The organism is Spiroplasma endosymbiont of Andrena trimmerana (assembly GCF_964019575.1).
Classification (GTDB): Bacteria; Bacillota_I; Bacilli_A; order Mycoplasmatales; family VBWQ01; genus Spiroplasma_E.
In genome coordinates, this window is sequence record NZ_OZ026455.1 from 553,689 (window position 1) to 573,130 (window position 19,442).

Here is a 19,442-nt window from a genome sequence, read left to right on the forward strand (position 1 = left end):
ATTATATAAGTTTAAGGAGTGAAAATTATGAAGAAATACAAAATCGATAATAGTTTTCCTTTTATAGATCAAGATTTTAATTTTATTACAAGCTATGATAGTGAAGAACACTTTTATGATGTTTTAGATGATCGATACTTAAAAGATAATGGAGAAATAGATATTAATTTATTAAAAAAGAAAATTAATAAAATAAAAATAATATTATATTATATTAATAATAAGAAATATAAATGTGAAAAAACATTGCAGTCAAATATTAAAAAACAATCTATATTTCTTTCTTATAATATAAATAGTATTAAAAAGTTAGAAATTTTCGAAAAACAAAAAACAAGTAAAATTTTTAAATTTAAGAATAAATTAGTTAAGTTTTTAACTTTTGGTTATTATAATTTTGAAAAAAAACGAATTAACAAAATAGTATGTGAAAAAGTTAATATAAGTAATCAAAAAGAAGAATTGAAAAAGGTTGGATTAAAAATTTTAAAACTTAATAATATTTTAGAAAAAATAGAAAAAGAAAAAAGAAGACAATGAGAAAAAAATGATCTTTTGAGACATTGATATGATTTTGCAAGTTCAAGAAAATTACAAAATCAACCATTAATGAGTAACGGTAATCAGTATTTACCAGTAAATAATTATGATAATGAAAAAAGTAGTGTTATTTCACACGTAAATAGTGATTATCAGTTTTACTTAAACGTTGATATAGATGCTGTTAACTCTGATAATGGTTTTAATGAAAATCAATATCAACAAAAATGTTCGATTTTATAAAAAAATAAAAATTAATAAAATATTATTAATTTAAATAAGTATTACAATAAATAATACTATTTTAATGTAAAATTATAATTATTAAATTTAGGAGCAAATAATGACAAAAAAATTTTATATTACTACCCCTATTTATTATCCTAGTGCTAAATTACACTTGGGACATGCTTATACAACAATTATTGCTGATGTTTTAGCTCGCTATAAGAAAATGCAAGGTTATGAAGTATTCTTTTTAACTGGAAGTGATGAACATGGTCAAAAAATTGCTAAAAAGGCGGATGAAAATAAACAAACTCCACAAAAATTTGTTGATGATATTGTTGTTGGGTTTAAGAATTTATGAAAAAACTTAAATATTGATTATGATAAATTTATTAGAACAACTAATAAAAATAATATTTTAAGTGTTCAGAAAATATTTAGCAAATTATTAAAACAAAATGATATTTATTTGGGAAAATATGAAGGGTCATATTGTATTTCTTGTGAAGAATTTTTGACAGATAGTCAAATTAATAAAATTAATAATACATGTAAAATATGTCAAGGTAATATTACTACTTTATCAGAACCATCATATTTTTTAAAATTGGAAAAATATACTAAACAATTATTAAAATATTATGATGAACATCCATTATTTTTATGACCACTTAATCGTAAAACGGAAATGATTAATAATTTTATTACGCCAGGTTTAGAAAATTTAAGTGTTACTAGAACGAGTTTTACTTGAGGGGTACCAGTATTAGAAGATCCAAAACATGTTATTTATGTTTGAATTGATGCATTAAGTAATTATTTAACAGGATTAGGTTATTTACAAGATGATGACATTAATTTTAAAAAATTTTGACTAGATTCAAATTGTGAAATTGTGAATTTAGTTGGTAAAGAAATTAGTCGTTTTCATATGATTTATTGGCCAATTTTATTAATGGCATTAAACTTGAGACAGCCAAATCGAATTTTGGCCCACGGTTGAATTACTAATGAAGAAGGAAAAATGTCAAAATCAAAAGGTAATGTTATTGATCCTTTAGTATTAGTAAATCGTTATGGTACAGATGGATTACGGTTTTTTTTAATGAAAGAAATTATTATTGGTCATGATGCAAAATATAGTCATGAATTATTTTTAAATTGTTATAACTCTTATCTTGTTAATGATTTAGGTAATTTGCTTTCGCGAACAGTTACAATGATCATTAAATATTGTGATGGTAAAATTCCCAAAGTTAATTTAAATAAGTTACAACCAGAAGCAATAGAAATAATTAAAATTATTAAAAGTACTATTAATGATTTTAATATTGAAATGGATGAGTATCAAATTCATGAAGCAATTAATGTCGTTTTTAAATTAATAACTAGTGGTAATAAATTAATTGATTTAACAAAACCATGAGATTTACATAAAAATAATAAAACTATTGAATTACATAATATTTTAAATTTATTAGCAAATATTTTAATTATTAGTAGTGCTTTATTAAGTCCAATTTTGGTTAATAGTTCATTAAAAATTCATGAACAATTGGGTGTCTTAAAAATTACTAAACCAATAGTCAATATCAACTTGAATGAAGTTTTTAATAAATCTGTTAATAAAAAAGAGTTATTATTTCCAAGATTAAATATTGAAGATGAATTATCATTTTTAAACAATGCATTTAAATAAAATATAAGAGTTATTAAAAAAATGCCAGTTATAGATAATAAATATCCAATTCATTTTGTATGAATTGGAGAAATACCAATTACTGTAAGAAATAATAGAAAATGCAATTAGAGAAAAAAAGGAAAAAAAATAGGAGTCTTTAAGAACAATTAATCAATCAAAATTAGTAAGTATTGAAATCCAAACCGAAATAAATGAAGAAGAAATAAAATTAACATCTTTAAATGAAGTATGAAAATTAATAAGTACTGAAATTCCAGAGTTACAGCAACCTTTATCAGAACAATCAAAAAATGCAAGCAAACAAAAATGAGTGTCATTATTTAGTGATAATTTCCTATTAGTTATCGAGTGAAAATTTCCCAAAAGTAAAGTTAAATATACTTGGTGATAAATATGGAAAGAAGCATGACTATGAAAGAAAAATATAAGTTTAATATTATAAATGACATTATTATTAATAAATTATCTAAACATCAAGCTAAGAATAAACTTAACCTAACTATTAGAAGAATTAACCAATTAATTCAAATTTTCAATAGAGAAGGTAAAGTTGGTTTTATTCATAAATCCCGAAATAAAATTTCTAATAAAACAACAAATTTTGAAATCAAAATTAAGATTATAAATTTATATAAAACCAAATATTATAATTTTAATTTTCAACATTTCCATGAGAAATTAAACAATGAAGAAAAAATTAAAATTTCATATAGTACACTTTATACTATATTAATTAAAGAAAAAATTACTTCACCAAAAAGACATAAAAATAAGAAAAATAACTTGCATCCTACAAGAAACCGAAGAACAAATTTTGGTGAATTAATTCAAATGGATGCAAGTAATCATCATTGATTTGGTAAGGATAAACCAAAAGCTTTTTTACATGCTGCAATTGATGATGCTACAGGAAATATTGTCGGACTATGATTTGATCATCAAGAAACATTAGATGGTTATTATAATGTTTTTTATCAAATTTTAACTAAATATGGCATACCAAAAACATTTTATACTGATAATAGAACAGTTTTTGGATATAAAAAACAAATCGATGCTGGCAAAATAAACACGGAAAATGATACTTATACTCAATTCCAAAAGTCTTGTAATGATTTAGGTGTTGAAATTATTAGAACTTCCATTCCACAAGCTAAGGGTAGAATCGAACGCTTATTTGGAACACTTCAAAGTCGCTTAATTAGTGAACTTAGACTTAATAAAATTAAAAATTTAGAAGAAGCTAATCAATTTCTTAAAATATATATAAGTATTTTTAATAAGCAATTTGCCTTACCTATTGATAATAATAAATCTGCTATGATTAAAGCTCCAAACCAAGAAGAAATAAATATTTATCTTTCAAGATTTTCTAAAAGAAAAACGGATAGTGGTTCAACTATAACATATTATGGTAAAAAGTATTTTCCTTATAAAAATAGCAAAGTTCAATACATACAACCTAGAACTGATGTAATTGTACTTAAATCGTTTATTAATGAGTTATATCTTAGTTATAATCATCAAATATATGAATTAAAAGAAATAGCACCAAAACCAATTATCAAAGAAGAGTTGATAAAAACTAAAAAGGTTTATATACCAAATAAAAACCATCCTTGAAGATATGGATACTAATAATACCAAATTAAAATTAGATAAAATTCTTTTTATAAAAGATTATTTTTGTGAATACTTAACTATATAAAATTTTAAATCGTTTGTCGAGCAGCAAATTTGATGCCTTAAAATTGATTTTAAAGATATAAAAAATAAAATTATACACCACCAATAGCACAAGCACCAGAAGCCATTGTTGTAATACCACCAACAACATTACCAATTATGGGAATAGTATTTAAAGCACCATTAACAATAGTTAATGTGTTTTCACAATTTAAATTTGATTTATTTTCTAGATTTAGAAGTCTGTTGTCAAGTTCATTAACTTGTTTTTTTAAAGTTTCAAAATCTGCTTTGATTCCTTGAATATTTTTGTTTAATTCATGTTCAATTAAAGTTGAAATATAACTTCAATCTCTTATATAACCTTTTATTATTTCTTTTTCTTGTCTTTTTCAATTATATAATGCTTGAGGATTAAATGTTTTAGAATTATTGATTGCTTGTGGTAAAGTAGAATTTCATTCATTTATATGTGCAAATCATTGTTTAACTTTTGAATCATTTGCTATAATATTTGAAATTTCATTAAATTTATCTTGTGTTACATAGGTAAAAGTTGGTTTTGTCAAACCATAAGAATAGGGACTAAAAGTACCAACAATTATTTTTTTTCAAAATAGCCAATAAAGTGTGAGTAATTAGATTTATCCAATAAATAAACTTCTGATAATTTAAAATTATGATATTTTTTCTTTATGGCACTTTTAATTTCGTTATCAACGTTATGATTAATTTTTCCTAAATTAATTTTTATATCTTTATTTCAATCTGGAAAATCATTTTCTAAATTATCAAGACGATTATTTGGATAATATTTCTCATCTTCTGTTATTATCTCAAATTGTTTTACCTACTTGTTGTATTTCTTTTCATGTTCATGGAAAAATTGCAGTAATTGAAATATCATTAGAATTATATCGTTGCATCATATCCTCTTTAAATTTTTCGCCAAGTTCTCATGCAGGATTATCTTTTCAATAATGATAATCAGCTATTATTCCTTCAAAAGTTTTTGGTGTAAATGAACAAGTTACTTTACCTCAACTACCCCTTATTTCGTTTTTACCATTTAATGTTCTTTTTAATCGATTTCTGTGTTTTTCATGACGATGTTTATTCATATTTATTTTGCTATTTGTTGTTGGGTTGTTAATAATAAAATCTGTTTGATTATTACTTGCAAAATTTAATTGTTGATTTACTAAATCTAAACTAGTCGTATTTTTTCTAACTCAATTTTTAATATTTGAATTATCAATTGACTTACCATTAATACCTTGTATTTTATTATTTAAAAGTGGAGCAGTTAATACTCACAATTTAAATCAATAACTTGGACTAAAATATTTCATAATTTTGTTCTCCTTTGAAAGTAAATATAAAAATATTTACTTTCAAAACAAAGCAACTTTTATTTGTTAAATTTTACTTCTTTTTTATTTTTTTTGATAAATATTTTTGGGAAATTTTCACTCGATATTGACAGCAAACAAAAATGAGAGAATAGGGGCTTAATAGAATCTCAATTACCTTTGGAAACAAAAGCAGAAATATTAACTGCAGTTTAAACTATCAAGTAGAAGAAAAACAAAAAAATACAACAAATTTTTATAAAAAAAATAAAAAATGTATAATTTTTTTATACATTTTTGGTGAAAATTAAGAGTTAAATATGAAATTTATTCGGGTTCATAAAATGGAACAATAACTTTTAAAGTATCTGGCTCTTCAGTTTTTAGTAAACGTTTGTCAATTTTATAAAGGTTACTATTAGACATTGCAATTCAATCCAATAAGTCTTTTTCATAAGCAATTTCTTCATAGAAATCAATTAAGAATCAGTCATAAAATTTCGCAGTTAAATTATCATTATTTTCACGAGCACTTTTAACAAGTTTATTAGTAAAATCAAGTAATTCTTCTTTAGTAGATTTTAATTTTTTTAATGCTTCTTCAATGTTTTTTGTAGTAAAAGTTGGAACTTTAATGTCTTTAATTTCAACTTGAGCATCTTGATCCATTAAATAGTTACAAATTTTACGAATATGAACAACAGCATCAGCTGCTTCTACTTGGAAGAAGCGTGCAAACCCAGGATATCCTTTTTGATTTGCATCATTACTTAATTTAAAACTAAGCATTTGATATTTTAGATGTTCACTAATATAATCATTTAGATCATCGTTAATCTTTTTAATCATTAAATACACCTTCTTTCTTGGCTTTATATGTATTATACTACTTTAATACTATATATGCTGAGTTATACTTGTAAGTGCAAGTAAATAAAATTGCAAAAAATTCTCATATAAAAATTTCATAATGCTAAATTTAGTTTAGAAAAAAGTAAGGAGTTTTTATATGAGTTATAAACATCTTGGCATAGATGAAAGAATTTATATTGAGAATCAATTGAAATTTAAATTTAAAATTAGTGAAATAGCTAAAAATCTTAATCGAAGTATTAGTACTATTATTCGAGAAATTAATAGAAATAAAGATAATAATCATTATTTTTCATTAATTGCACAAAATAAAGCTGAAAATCGAAAACAATCACATATTAGTTTTCATAAGTTTAAAAATAAGAATTTAGTAAAATATGTACAACAAAAATTACTATTAGGTTGATCACCTGAACAAATTTATGGCAGAATTAAAAATTTTCATAAAGAATGAGTTATTAGTTTTAAAACAATTTATACTTGAATTTATTTTGGAATGCTTGATAAAGTTACTAGTAAAAATTTAAGAAGAAAAGGTAAAAAACGAAAATCTAAAGAAAATCGTGGCAAGTTTAATGGTAAATCAATTAAAGAACGAGATATAAATGTTAATGATCGTATAACACTTGGTCATTGAGAAGGAGATACTATAGTATCATCACGAGGTAAAAGCAAATCATGTTTAATAACTTTAGTTGAAAGAGTATCACGATTTACTTTAGCAATATTAGTTAAAAACAGAACTACTAAAGTTATTAATAAAAATGTCAGTTATTATTTATCAATTCTTCCTAAAAACATTGTTAAAACTATTACTTTTGATCGTGGCAAAGAATTTTCAAATTGACAACAACTTGAAAAAAATTTAGATGTAAAAATTTATTTTGCCAATCCATATTCACCTTGACAAAGAGGTACTAATGAAAATACTAATGGTTTAATTAGAGAAAAATTTCCTAAAAAATTTATTTTTTCAAAAACTAATAAAAATGAAGTTCATAAATTTATATTGTCTTTAAATCAAAAACCGAGAAAAATACTAAATTATCTTTCACCAATCGAATATTTGGATAGAAAAATAATTTAGTTGCACTTACCTTTACAATTTAGCTTATAATTCTAAAATTTTATATTAAAGTTTTTTGTTTAACTTATTACTTGGTTTTTAAAGTAATGAGTTTTTTATGTTAAAGGAGGATATTTAAATATGCCTATTCAAAATTATCAATCAATTAATGATGATATTGAAAATGTAAATTCAAACGAAAATATAGCAACTATTTTTTCAAGTATTAGAAAAAATGCTTTGAAAAATTTAATCATACACGGTTTTAAATTAGGTTGTTTATGTTGTATGGGAGCCTTATTTACAGCTTATATTGAAAATGAAATGACTAGTGATAGATTTAATAGTTTTTGAGAATTCCTTAAACAATTTAAAAATTATCTTTCTTGAGGTTTAGCAAGTATAGGGTTTGGTATTATTTTAGACAAAACTGCTTTTTCATATTTTGATGCTGTTATTATTGATATTAAAGAATTAATAACAGATGAAAAAATATTTACAAATGAAGAATTAGTTGCAGAAAAAATAAAAGAATTGGAAGAAAAAATTAAAAAATTTCAAGACAAAGAAATTGAAAATCGTGAAGAAATTAAATTATTTAAAGAGAATATCTGGAAAGAAATTGCTGTTTCTAAAGATTGCTCAAAGTGTAAAGTAAATGATGAAAATTTTTATACTAATAATTTTCTTAAAGAAGATTTTAATCACAATATAAAATATATTAATAATTTTGTATACTCAAATGAATTTGAAAGACAAAAAATAAATGATGATAATCAGTTTTTAAAAAGTAGTTCTAAATCAAAATCAGCAAAATTATAAATAAAAAATGATGTATACTGTGATTGTAATTTGTATGAATCAAGAATGGAAAGGGAAATAGTTCTTGTATATTTAAATTAAATAAGCGGCAAGCAAGTTTGAAAGAAAATATAATAGTTAATGTGATTACTGTTTATATTAATGTAATTTAGTTTGTAGTTTACTTCTCTTTTATTTTTAAAATTTAGTTTATAAATATATCAATTTGATTTATTTGATAACTCTTTAGGTATTAAAAAGTAGTAGTATCGTTATCAATAAATTCTATGTTATGATAAATATAGTTATTAAAGGGTATATAGAATCAAGAAAGTGTATTATCAATAATTTCAAAAATGTAATTGATATTATGTTAATCTTTGAAAATATAAGCAACGAGTTTTAGTAAAAGTAAAATTTAATTTATTAAATGTTTTTTTATTTGGAGGGAGAAAATTTATATATTAAGATAAATTAATTGTAATCATATATTATGGGAGGCAAAAAATGAAAATTGTATTATCTGGTGTAGTTGGTGTTGGTAAGAGCACTATTAGTAGAGAATTAGCAAAATTATTAAAATATAAAATTATGGACGAGCCAGTTACTAGTAATCCCTATTTAGATGATTTTTATCAAAATCCTTTAGAATATGCTTTTAAAATGCAAGTATTTATGTTGATGGCACGAAGTAAACAATTAAAAGAAGCACAAAATTTTAACAATGTTATTTTTGATCGCAGTATTTTAGAAGATCCTATTTTCGTTGAAGTATTAAAAGCTCAAAACAATATGAATGATAGAGATTATGAAGTGTATTTAAATTTTTATAATAATGTTATTATTTCATCACTTTATTTTGATCCACAAATTAAACCTGATTTAATTGTCTATTTAAAAGCAAATCTTAAAAACACAATTGAACGCATAAACCTTCGTGGTCGTGAATCAGAAAAACATGTACCTCATGAATACTGAAGTTTATTAAATAAAAAATATGAACAGTGATATGAAAAAGAAAAAAATAACTTTAATTTTTTAGTAATTGACACTAATGATTTAACTCCTAAGGAAATAGTGCAAAAAATAATTGATTATATAAAATAAAATTTCTTATTGAAATCAAATTTTTATTTAGTCATTTTTTCTCATGTTATATTAATAATTATTGTTATTTTTCCTTTACTTTAAAGGTAATTACGTTATAATATTGTATGAGTCAAATATTTAAAAATCAAACTTAATATATTTACTCCTTGCTCATCAGAGCCATATGCCCAAAAGGAGGTCTTCGAACATTGGAAGATTTAAAACAAAAGCATAATTATGAAATTATGTACATCATTGATGATCAAAATCAAGAAAAAGCACAATTAATTAAAAAAGAATTTTGTGAAATTTTAACTAAAAATGCTGGAAAAATTACTAAAGAACAAGATTCTATTCGTCAATTTGCTTATCCTATTAACAAAAAAGTTAAGGGTCATTATTTTATTATTGAAGTGCTAACTTCACCAGAAAATATTGCTAACTTTAATCGTGTAGCTTTAAATAAACAAAGACAATTAGACGTAATGCGTTTTTTGGTTATTAATTTAGATAGTGAAAAAATTAATAAGTTTAAACCAAAACGCCAAGTAGAATCTAGTTCTTTCTCTCGACCAACAAGACCAGGAAATCGTCCTTCTTATAATCGTGATGAAAATGGTGAAAGAAAACCAAGACCAATCGCTGGTACTGAGTCATCTTATCGTACAAAAACTAATTACCAAAATTCAAAAACAAATACTAATAATAATGCATCGAATACTGAACAAAAAGATTAATAAAATCTAAGTTAAAAGTGAGGATAAAAAATGAATATTGTTACATTAATTGGTAGAATCACTCGTGATTTAAAGTTACATCAAACTTCAACAGGAAAACCTTTTACTTTTTTTACACTTGCAGTTAATAATATTCAAAATCAAGCTGATTATATTTCATGTGTGGCTTGAAATAAAGTTGCTGAAAATATGACTAATTATTTAGTTAAAGGTTCTTTAATTTCAGTTTCAGGAAGACTGTCAGTAAGAAAATCAACAGATCAGAATGGAAAAGAACTATATATTACTGAAGTGGTTGCACAAACTGTTACTTTTTTAGATAATCGTAAAAAAGATAGTAGTGGTAATAACACTAATATTAATTATTCAAAACCAAGAGATGAGAATAAAATTCATTTAGATGATGCTTTTAAAAGTCCTAATTATAGTACTGATATTGCCTTTACTAATACTAATCAGCTTCAAGAAAAAGAAGCGGCTATTCAAAATATAGAATTTGATGAAGAAGATATCATTTGAGATTTAAATAATTAAAGGAGGATAATTATGAACACTGGTAAACCAAGAAATTTTACAAGAAGAAAATCTTGTTTTATTACTAAAAATAATATTACTTATATTGATTATAAAGATATTGAATTACTAAGTAAATTTATGGGTAATAATAACAAAATTTTGCCAGCAAGAACAACAGGTACTAATCCAAAGTATCAACGTTTAATTGCTAAAAATATAAAACGTGCCCAAATCATGGGATTATTAAGATATTCAAGATAAAAAAATTGAGTAAGATTTGTAAACTTACTCAATTTTTATTTATTTTTTTATCTTAAAAATATTTTATTTTAAATAATAGTTTAAAATTAAAATAAAAAGACCTTAATAGTATTATATTACATAAAAGATAATGGCTGTTTTTAATATTAGTGTTATAGTATAATTAATAATATTAGAAGGAAGTGACAAAGTGTTCAAATCGTTAAGAAATTATCATTTAATAATGATTGTTTGATTAGTAGTTGAAATTTTAATTGGCTTGACTTATTTTATTGTTAATATTGAGACAGCAGAACAAGTGGTCACTATTACTGTAATTTTAAGTTTAGTTTTAGGTAATTTTATTATTGTTTGTCTTTATATTTTTCTATTTAGTTTATGAATTCGTCATCGTTATATTAACACAGCTGAAATCATAAAATTAAATAATGCACAAGCTTTAACTTTTGGTAGTGTTGGTATGATTGTTTTAGATAGTGATTTATCAATTATGTGAGTAAGTGAATTTTTAGAAGATAAAGGTTTAGGTAGACTAATTGGAAAATCAATTGTTAAACTATCAAGAGATTTAGAACAATTAATTAGTAATAATATTACTCAAATTACACTTAAAATTGAAGATATGCTTTATGATGCTATTTATTTAGTACAAACTAGAACAATTTTGTTACAAGAAACAACTAAATATCATTTCTTATATAATAAATTGCAGCAAGAAAAATTAGTTTTTGGTGTAATTAGTATTGATAATTTTTATAATTCTTTACAAAAATTAAGAGTTGAGAATCAAATTCGTGTTGAAGCATTTATTAAAACTGAATTAAATGATTTTGCTAATAATTATTCAGGTTTATTATTAGGTAATATTGAAGATGGTTACAATATTTTACTTTATCAAAATGAATTTAATAAAGCAAGAAATGATAACTTTCCACTTATTAAAAATATTCGAGAAGGTGTTAAAAAATTTAAAGCAGATATTACGTTATCTGCTGGTTTCTCTTATGGTAATGCTATTAGTAAAGATCTATATGATTTGGCTATTGAAAGTAAAGAATTAGCAGTTTATCGTGGTGGTGATCAAGTAGTTATTCGTGAATTTGGTGGTAATACAGTTTTTATTGGAGGTACTATTGAAGCAAAACAATCAGAATCTAAAATTAATATTAGAATGTTTGCACAATCATTATATAATGAAATAAAATTAGCAGAAAACATTTTAGTTATGGGACATGCGGCTGCTGATTTTGATAGTATTTCTTCAGGAACAGCTATTATTGAAATTGCTAAAAGCTTAAATAAAAGTGCTCATTATGTTATTAATCAAAATGAAGTTGATGAAAAAACATTAAAAATTCTTCATGAACTTGTTCCTGAAAGTTATATTAGTCGTAATTTTATTACAGGTAAACAAGCACTTAAATTTCTTCATGCAAATACTTTATTAATTGTTGTTGATACTCATAATCCACAACGTGTTGATAGTCCTGATTTATTAAGTAAAGCTGTAAAAATTATTGTTATTGATCATCATCGTGTTTCTGATGAATCAATTAGTAGCACCATTACTTCTTATATTGATGCAGGAACTTCTTCAACAGCTGAAGCAATGACAGAAATTATTTATTATAATGATTTTAATAATATTGAATCAGAATTTTTATGAAATATAATGTTTGCAGGTATTTTAATTGATACTAATAATTTCCAAGTAAGAACAACAAGAAGAACTTTTGAAGCCTGTGGATTATTAACTGATTGAGGAGCTTCTCCTTCTAAAGTTAAAGGATTATTGAAAAATAGTTTAAATGAACTAATTGATAAATTTGCTTTAATTAGTCACGCCCAAGAAATTAAAAAAGGATTTTTAGTTGCTGTTGGTGATGAAAACTTAGAAGTACATACTTCATATTTAGCCCAAATTTCAGAAATGTTGTTAGACTTACGTGATTGTAAAGCATCATTTACTATTGCTTATGATCGTCAAGGACGTGCTTGTTTATCAGCACGAAGCAACGGTGAAATAAATGTTCAAATTATTTGTGAAAACTTAGGTGGTGGTGGTCACTTTAGTGCTGCTGCTGTCCAAAGTAGTAAATTGGGAATTAGAGCATTGTATGATGAATTGGTAAAATTAATTGAAAGTGGCGTATATCAAAGTGAGAGTGCTACTACTGAAAGGTATTAAAATTATTAAAATAGAAAGTGAGATGTTTACAATGAAAGTTGTCCTTTTAACGGATGTTAAAAATTATGGTAAAAAAGGTGAAGTTGTTAATGTTAGTGATGGTTATGGTAAAAATTATTTATTACCAAGAAAATTAGCTGTAATTGCTACAACAGAAGCATTAAAAATTAATCAAAAAGTAATTGAAAATAAAAAAATACAACGAGAAATGGAATTAGAAGATTTACAAAAAATTAAAGAACAATTAGATTTAATTACTTTACAATTTAAATTAAAAAGTAATAATGGTAAAGTTTCTGGTGCTATTTCTTCAAAACAAATTTGTGAACAACTAGTGCAAAAATATAACATTAAAATTGATAAACATAAATTTGTTAAATTTAATCCTATTAATGAATTAGGTATAACTAACATTAATATTAAATTAGATGTTACAATTATTGCACAATTAAAGGTTGAAGTTTTAGGAGAATAATTATGTCTAACAATGGTCAATATATAAATAATGCAGAAGTTAATGTTTTAAGTGCGATGATTCAATCATCACCAGCATGTGAAAGTGCATTAAATTTATTGGCACCACATGATTTTACAATTAATTCTAATCAAATTATTTTTAAAACAATTACCAATCTTTATAAAAATAATTCTGGTATTGATATAACAACTATTGCCGAAGAATTAGTTAAGCAAAATAATTTGGATAAAATTGGTGGAATTGAATATTTATCTTCTTTAGTGGCTCAATATATTACTGATGCTAATTTAAAAGAACACATTGATATTTTGATTGAAAGAACTACTAAACGACAATTAGAAAATGCTTTAAAAAATATAGGTAAAGAGTTACAAAGTGAAAAGTCAATTAATGAAGTTTTAATTGCTGCTGAAGCTCAAATTGTACAAGTAAGTAGTGAACGTAATCATGAAGAGATGTTGCCAATTAGTGAACACATTGATGATGTGGTAACTAAAATTGAACAACTACAAAAATCAACAGTTAATATTACTGGTACAAGTTCAGGTATTAACAATTTGGATATGATTACTAGTGGTTTTCAGCGAGGTGACTTAATTATTTTAGCAGCTAGACCTTCAATGGGTAAAACCGCCTTAGCACTTAATTTTGCTTTAAATGCTGCTAATGAACAAGATAATAAAAACGATGTTGTTGTTATTTTTTCATTAGAAATGCCAAAAGATCAATTAATTACAAGAATGATTTCTTGTCAAGGACATTTTGATGCTAATCGTTTACGTAATAAGTCTAAATTTACACAGGCTGATTGAAATCGTATTAGTGCTACTGCTGAGCAATTGAAACAAAAAAGAATTATTATTGATGATACACCTGGTTTAAGAGTTTTAGAGTTGCAAACTAAATTAAGAAAATTAAGTCGTGAAAATAGCATTAAATTAGTAATTATTGATTATTTACAGTTATTAACTGGTAGAGATAGTGAATCACGTCAACAAGAAGTTTCAAATATTTCTCGTAGTTTAAAAATTTTGGCAAGAGAATTAAGAGTACCAATTGTTTGTTTATCACAATTATCAAGAATGGTGGAGAGACGTGAAGAAAAACGTCCTTTAATGTCTGATTTACGTGAGTCAGGGGCTATTGAACAAGATGCTGATGTAATTATGTTTTTATATCGTGATGATTATTATAAGGAAAAAAATAGTGAAGAAACAACAAGTTCACAAGAAAGTAATCTTGCTGAAATTCTTATTTCTAAACATCGAAACGGCCCAACAGGAAAAGTAGTAACTGTTTTTATTCCAAAATGAGGTAAGTTTGAAAATTATACAGGATAAAAATAATAAAAAACCTAAAATTTAATTTTAGGTTTTTTTAAAAGAAGTTAATAAATTAAATTAATTAGTTTTTATTATCCTTCTGGATTTAAACTTTTAAATAGTTTTCCTTTATTATCACTAATTTTAGTTCCAGCGTAAACAATACCATTGACATTTAATAAACTATGTACTTCGCCACCACTGCTACTTCAACTAAAAATACCAATTGCTACTGTATAGACAACTTTAAATAATCTTCCTTTACCATCAGTAGTTCTTGTTCCAACAAAGATTGTATTATTGTCATTAACTAGACTTAAAACTTCGCCATTAGTTTCTTTTCAGTTGGTTACTAGTGTACTTGTACCATCTTCTTTAACTTTATATAAATCTCCTTGACCATCACCAGTTTTGGTTCCAATATAAATACTTTCGTTTGTTGAACTAGTTAAACTATAAATTTCACCATTATTTACATTTCATTTTGATAATATTGTTATTGTGTCATCTTTTGTAATTTTAATTAACTTTCCTGTATATGCATTATTAATAGGTGTTGTTTTAGTTCCAACATAGATTGTGCCATTGACATTTAGTAAACCACGAACTTCACCATTAGTATCTTTTCAATCAGATAGTGCTGTTATTGTATCATCATCAGTAATTTTAAATAAATTACCTTTGTCATCACCAGTTTTGGTTCCTGCATAAATAGTATTATTAATGTTTAATAGACTACATATTTCACCGTTGTTTTCATCTCATTTAGATAGTGCTGTTATTGTATCATCATCAGTAATTTTAAATAAATTACCTTTGCCATCGCCAGTTTTGGTTCCTGCATAAATAGTATTTTATTATTAACTAAGCTTTGAATTTCACCATTATTTTCTTTTCAATTTGTTATTTCTTGAAAATTACTTGTTATATTACTTATACATGCAGTGACATTGCTTGTTGTTGCTGCTGTAAATCCTAAAACACCTACAATTGATAGTATACTTTTTAAATTTTTCATAAAATACCCCTTTTTCAAACTTTAACCCCTTTTATAAAATAATTTTACATTATTTCAAAAATAAAATAGTATTTATAATACTTTTGAGTGTTATTTATGAGGTTAATGTAAGTATTTTAGAAAGATATTAAATTAGAAATCTATATTAAATTTTTTTGATTAATATATGAAGTATTTACAAAAGGTTCATTTAATAAATCATTAATTTCTTCGATATTTATGATTTTTTCTGTAGTTATTTCTTGAATTTTATTTCAACTTAAACTTAAAAAATTATTTATTTCAGTATCATTTAATTTTAAAATTTTGCTTATTATTTCCAAAGTATTATTTGTTATTTTAACAGTTTTTTTAATCTTTTTATAATATAGTGAAACATCCGCTAGTAATTCTAAGTTACTATAAAATTTATTTTCTTCTTTTTTTGAATTTATAAGTTTTACTAAGAACTCTTTGATTTGATCATTTTTATATTGTTTTTCTAAAATTGATTTAACTTCTAAATCACATTTTTCATCTTCATCATTCATTGTTATATTGTCCCCTTTTTATTATTATAATTAATAAATTTAGCTTAAATATGCACTATTTATTTGAAGTTTAAAGTGTGTTCCTTCTACAGCATTTTTTGATTCTTCTTTTAAATGAATAGATAAATATATATTGCCATTATTACTATATCAAAAAAATGCTTGAGCATAGATATGAATAAAAACTAACGGAGTAAGTCAACTGCCATAATAATACATAAATTCTATATTTCAAGTTTTGTTTTTTTCATCATTTGTGTTGTTTGATGTGTTAATTTTTGCTGTATTAACTGATAAGTTAGGTCCTGTAATTTGAAATGGTAAATTATGTCATATACAGTTTTTATATGTGGCAATTTCAACTTTAATAATTGCTTTATCATCAAAATTTAATAATTGATACTTTTTAATAAATGATTGTCAATCTAAATGATATTTTTTTCAAGACATTATATTGATATTGTCTACAATATTACCTTCATATTGAGAACTTGTGCCATTAAATCATTCTTCATTTTCATACAAAGGTTTTGATTTGTGAGAATTGTTATCAAAAAAGTCACAAGCGTTAATGTTAATAGTAGTTAATGCACTAAATATTAAACAACTTAAAATATTTAATATTCTTTTCATTTTATACCTCTTTAAAATTTTTAAACTTATGGTGACATATTCAAATATGTCATTTATTTATTATAATATTTTTACAACTTTTTTCAGTGTATAAAAGATAATTTATTTCATTTCATTTCAAGGATATATGAAATTATATATGGATAAAAATTAATAACATCACTACCTTATAATTTCTCCAAACACTACTATAAATGAATTAATGAAGTAAAATATTAAATATTTTTTCAATTTTTAAAATTAATTAGTTGCGTAATATGTCTAAAGTTTTAAAGTATCTAAGATTTATATTTTTTATAATTTATTACTAGAACTTTGACCTTTACTTGTTGAAACTTTGCTATTTTCTTGATTAATAAAATCTATATCTGTTTTATTTCATTGTGAATAAAATGGTATTTCTTTTCATAATATTTTACTTAAAATAGTTTCAGTAAAATTTATAGATGCATTATTTCAATCTTCTGCTACTGTTATTGATTTTTTAACAATTTCTTCAACTACTTTTGTATATTCTTTAATAATTTTTAATTTCAATGAATCATTTTTCAAACACAAATCAATTATTTTATTACTAAAGTTTTCATAAGCATTTGCTTCAGATTTTAAATTTGGATAGAAATTTAATAATGTCTTAAATTCAAACAATTCATATTTAAAAAAGTCTTCAAAACTATAATTTTGATATTTTTTAAAACTTTCAACATTAAATTCTGAATTTAAAAAATTATTCAAATTTGTATCTTGTTCTATTTTACATTTGATGTGTTTTGGCAACTCTTTATATTTATAAATAAATTCTATTTCTTCTTTATTATTTTCTTTTTTAACAAGACACATTATTGCAATTAAATGTATTGTCTTATAATTTTCTATTAATGTATTTACGGTTTCTTGTGTTTGTTTTAGTAAAATTTTTGGTATTTTATGACTTAAATTTATTTTTGATAGTTCATCTAATAATTCTAAAATATTTTGTATGTCATGTGAGGCTGATTGAGGAATTGATTTTCCTACCATAATTTTTCCCGCAATTTTTCCCGCAAGATTAGAAGATATCATTGATAATAATGAAACATTTTCTGATGGTTCTATCATTGTATGACCACCGCCATTGTTTTTAATAGTAATTCCTTCTTCTGATAATGAAATACCTTTTGCTAAGTTTATAAAAGCATGTCCTGCCTCATGATAAATTGTATTTATTAAATCATCATTGATAGTCATTTTTAACTTTCTCCTTTTTTAAAATGCTAAATTGTAAAGGTAAGTGCAACTAAATTATTTTTCTATCCAAATATTCGATTGGTGAAAGATAATTTAGTATTTTTCTCGGTTTTTGATTTAAAGACAATATAAATTTATGAACTTCATTTTTATTAGTTTTTGAAAAAATAAATTTTTTAGGAAATTTTTCTCTAATTAAACCATTAGTATTTTCATTAGTACCTCTTTGTCAAGGTGAATATGGATTGGCAAAATAAATTTTTACATCTAAATTTTTTTCAAGTTGTTGTCAATTTGAAAATTCTTTGCCACGATCAAAAGTAATAGTTTTAACAATGTTTTTAGGAAGAATTGATAAATAATAACTGACATTTTTATTAATAACTTTAGTAGTTCTGTTTTTAACTAATATTGCTAAAGTAAATCGTGATACTCTTTCAACTAAAGTTATTAAACATGATTTGCTTTTACCTCGTGATGATACTATAGTATCTCCTTCTCAATGACCAAGTGTTATACGATCATTAACATTTATATCTCGTTCTTTAATTGATTTACCATTAAACTTGCCACGATTTTCTTTAGATTTTCGTTTTTTACCTTTTCTTCTTAAATTTTTACTAGTAACTTTATCAAGCATTCCAAAATAAATTCAAGTATAAATTGTTTTAAAACTAATAACTCATTCTTTATGAAAATTTTTAATTCTGCCATAAATTTGTTCAGGTGATCAACCTAATAGTAATTTTTGTTGTACATATTTTACTAAATTCTTATTTTTAAACTTATGAAAACTAATATGTGATTGTTTTCGATTTTCAGCTTTATTTTGTGCAATTAATGAAAAATAATGATTATTATCTTTATTTCTATTAATTTCTCGAATAATAGTACTAATACTTCGATTAAGATTTTTAGCTATTTCACTAATTTTAAATTTAAATTTCAATTGATTCTCAATATAAATTCTTTCATCTATGCCAAGATGTTTATAACTCATATAAAAACTCCTTACTTTTTTCTAAACTAAATTTAGCATTATGAAATTTTTATATGAGAATTTTTTGCAATTTTATTTACTTGCACTTACAAGTATAACTCAGCAAATATAAATAACTCAATTACTTATTCAAAAGTAATTGAGTTATAAACTGTATTTGATTTATATACAGTATAGATATTAAAAATAAAAATG

21 protein-coding genes are annotated in these 19,442 nt (G+C 23.5%); 13 read left to right on the forward strand and 8 right to left on the reverse strand.

The genetic code is table 4. The annotated features are described in order from the left end of the window. Window positions 1–27 precede the first annotated feature (27 nt). The 3 genes from AACL03_RS03220 (at window position 28) to AACL03_RS03230 (ending at window position 4,108) form a co-directional block, all read left to right on the forward strand. The gene (locus AACL03_RS03220; RefSeq protein WP_339039269.1) at window positions 28–783 is read left to right on the forward strand and encodes a hypothetical protein; all 756 of its coding nucleotides are present in this window, start codon (window positions 28–30) and stop codon (window positions 781–783) included. A 100-nt stretch (window positions 784–883) separates the two neighbouring features. Further along, complete coding sequence (gene metG, locus AACL03_RS03225; protein ID WP_339039271.1) at window positions 884–2,467, forward strand: methionine--tRNA ligase; 1,584 nt, start codon at window positions 884–886, stop codon at window positions 2,465–2,467. A 396-nt stretch (window positions 2,468–2,863) separates the two neighbouring features. Next, entirely contained in the window at window positions 2,864–4,108 is a 1,245-nt protein-coding gene (locus AACL03_RS03230) for an ISNCY family transposase (RefSeq protein ID WP_339038837.1), read from the forward strand. 140 nt (window positions 4,109–4,248) lie between these two features. Here the strand turns inward: AACL03_RS03230 and AACL03_RS03235 are convergent, their stop codons facing one another. The 3 genes from AACL03_RS03235 to AACL03_RS03245 all read right to left on the reverse strand — a co-directional run bounded on the left by AACL03_RS03235 (window position 4,249) and on the right by AACL03_RS03245 (window position 6,357). Then, window positions 4,249–4,725: a hypothetical protein gene (locus tag AACL03_RS03235; protein ID WP_339038835.1), complete on the reverse strand. Its 477-nt coding sequence runs from the start codon at window positions 4,723–4,725 to the stop codon at window positions 4,249–4,251. A 231-nt stretch (window positions 4,726–4,956) separates the two neighbouring features. Further along, window positions 4,957–5,508: a hypothetical protein gene (locus AACL03_RS03240; RefSeq protein ID WP_339038839.1), complete on the reverse strand. Its 552-nt coding sequence runs from the start codon at window positions 5,506–5,508 to the stop codon at window positions 4,957–4,959. Window positions 5,509–5,835: 327 nt separating this feature from the next. Then, on the reverse strand, window positions 5,836–6,357 hold the full coding sequence (locus AACL03_RS03245) for a ferritin-like domain-containing protein (protein WP_174481292.1): 522 nt from the start codon (window positions 6,355–6,357) through the stop codon (window positions 5,836–5,838). A gap of 160 nt (window positions 6,358–6,517) precedes the next feature. Here AACL03_RS03245 and AACL03_RS03250 point away from each other — a divergent pair, with 160 nt between their 5' ends. The 10 genes from AACL03_RS03250 (at window position 6,518) to AACL03_RS03295 (ending at window position 15,550) form a co-directional block, all read left to right on the forward strand. Then, window positions 6,518–7,468 (forward strand): IS30 family transposase, encoded by a 951-nt coding sequence (locus tag AACL03_RS03250; protein ID WP_339038665.1) that lies wholly within the window; start codon window positions 6,518–6,520, stop codon window positions 7,466–7,468. Between the two features lie 120 nt (window positions 7,469–7,588). Next, window positions 7,589–8,269 carry a hypothetical protein gene (locus AACL03_RS03255; protein ID WP_339039273.1) on the forward strand — a complete coding sequence of 227 codons (681 nt, stop codon included), beginning with the start codon at window positions 7,589–7,591 and terminating at the stop codon, window positions 8,267–8,269. A gap of 486 nt (window positions 8,270–8,755) precedes the next feature. Beyond that, entirely contained in the window at window positions 8,756–9,355 is a 600-nt protein-coding gene (locus AACL03_RS03260) for a deoxynucleoside kinase (protein WP_339039275.1), read from the forward strand. A gap of 191 nt (window positions 9,356–9,546) precedes the next feature. Further along, complete coding sequence (gene rpsF, locus AACL03_RS03265; RefSeq protein ID WP_339039277.1) at window positions 9,547–10,074, forward strand: 30S ribosomal protein S6; 528 nt, start codon at window positions 9,547–9,549, stop codon at window positions 10,072–10,074. Window positions 10,075–10,104: 30 nt separating this feature from the next. Further along, on the forward strand, window positions 10,105–10,608 hold the full coding sequence (locus AACL03_RS03270; RefSeq protein ID WP_174481286.1) for a single-stranded DNA-binding protein: 504 nt from the start codon (window positions 10,105–10,107) through the stop codon (window positions 10,606–10,608). 12 nt (window positions 10,609–10,620) lie between these two features. Next, window positions 10,621–10,851 (forward strand): 30S ribosomal protein S18, encoded by a 231-nt coding sequence (gene rpsR, locus AACL03_RS03275; protein ID WP_174481285.1) that lies wholly within the window; start codon window positions 10,621–10,623, stop codon window positions 10,849–10,851. Window positions 10,852–11,041: 190 nt separating this feature from the next. Next, entirely contained in the window at window positions 11,042–13,039 is a 1,998-nt protein-coding gene (locus AACL03_RS03280; protein ID WP_252320081.1) for a DHH family phosphoesterase, read from the forward strand. Window positions 13,040–13,070: 31 nt separating this feature from the next. Further along, entirely contained in the window at window positions 13,071–13,514 is a 444-nt protein-coding gene (gene rplI, locus AACL03_RS03285; RefSeq protein WP_338980262.1) for a 50S ribosomal protein L9, read from the forward strand. A 2-nt stretch (window positions 13,515–13,516) separates the two neighbouring features. Continuing rightward, complete coding sequence (dnaB, locus tag AACL03_RS03290; RefSeq protein ID WP_252320077.1) at window positions 13,517–14,857, forward strand: replicative DNA helicase; 1,341 nt, start codon at window positions 13,517–13,519, stop codon at window positions 14,855–14,857. A gap of 567 nt (window positions 14,858–15,424) precedes the next feature. Then, entirely contained in the window at window positions 15,425–15,550 is a 126-nt protein-coding gene (locus AACL03_RS03295; protein ID WP_339039281.1) for a hypothetical protein, read from the forward strand. A 67-nt stretch (window positions 15,551–15,617) separates the two neighbouring features. Here the strand turns inward: AACL03_RS03295 and AACL03_RS03300 are convergent, their stop codons facing one another. The 5 genes from AACL03_RS03300 to AACL03_RS03320 form a co-directional block, all read right to left on the reverse strand. Next, a complete protein-coding gene (locus AACL03_RS03300) occupies window positions 15,618–15,857 on the reverse strand; it encodes a hypothetical protein (protein WP_339039283.1) in 240 nt (79 codons plus the stop codon). Between the two features lie 140 nt (window positions 15,858–15,997). Next, window positions 15,998–16,387 carry a hypothetical protein gene (locus AACL03_RS03305; RefSeq protein ID WP_339039284.1) on the reverse strand — a complete coding sequence of 130 codons (390 nt, stop codon included), beginning with the start codon at window positions 16,385–16,387 and terminating at the stop codon, window positions 15,998–16,000. 39 nt (window positions 16,388–16,426) lie between these two features. Continuing rightward, window positions 16,427–17,020: a hypothetical protein gene (locus AACL03_RS03310; protein ID WP_339039287.1), complete on the reverse strand. Its 594-nt coding sequence runs from the start codon at window positions 17,018–17,020 to the stop codon at window positions 16,427–16,429. Window positions 17,021–17,314: 294 nt separating this feature from the next. Next, entirely contained in the window at window positions 17,315–18,247 is a 933-nt protein-coding gene (locus AACL03_RS03315; protein ID WP_339039290.1) for a hypothetical protein, read from the reverse strand. 49 nt (window positions 18,248–18,296) lie between these two features. After that, window positions 18,297–19,247: an IS30 family transposase gene (locus AACL03_RS03320; protein ID WP_339038665.1), complete on the reverse strand. Its 951-nt coding sequence runs from the start codon at window positions 19,245–19,247 to the stop codon at window positions 18,297–18,299. Between the last annotated feature and the right edge of the window lie 195 nt (window positions 19,248–19,442).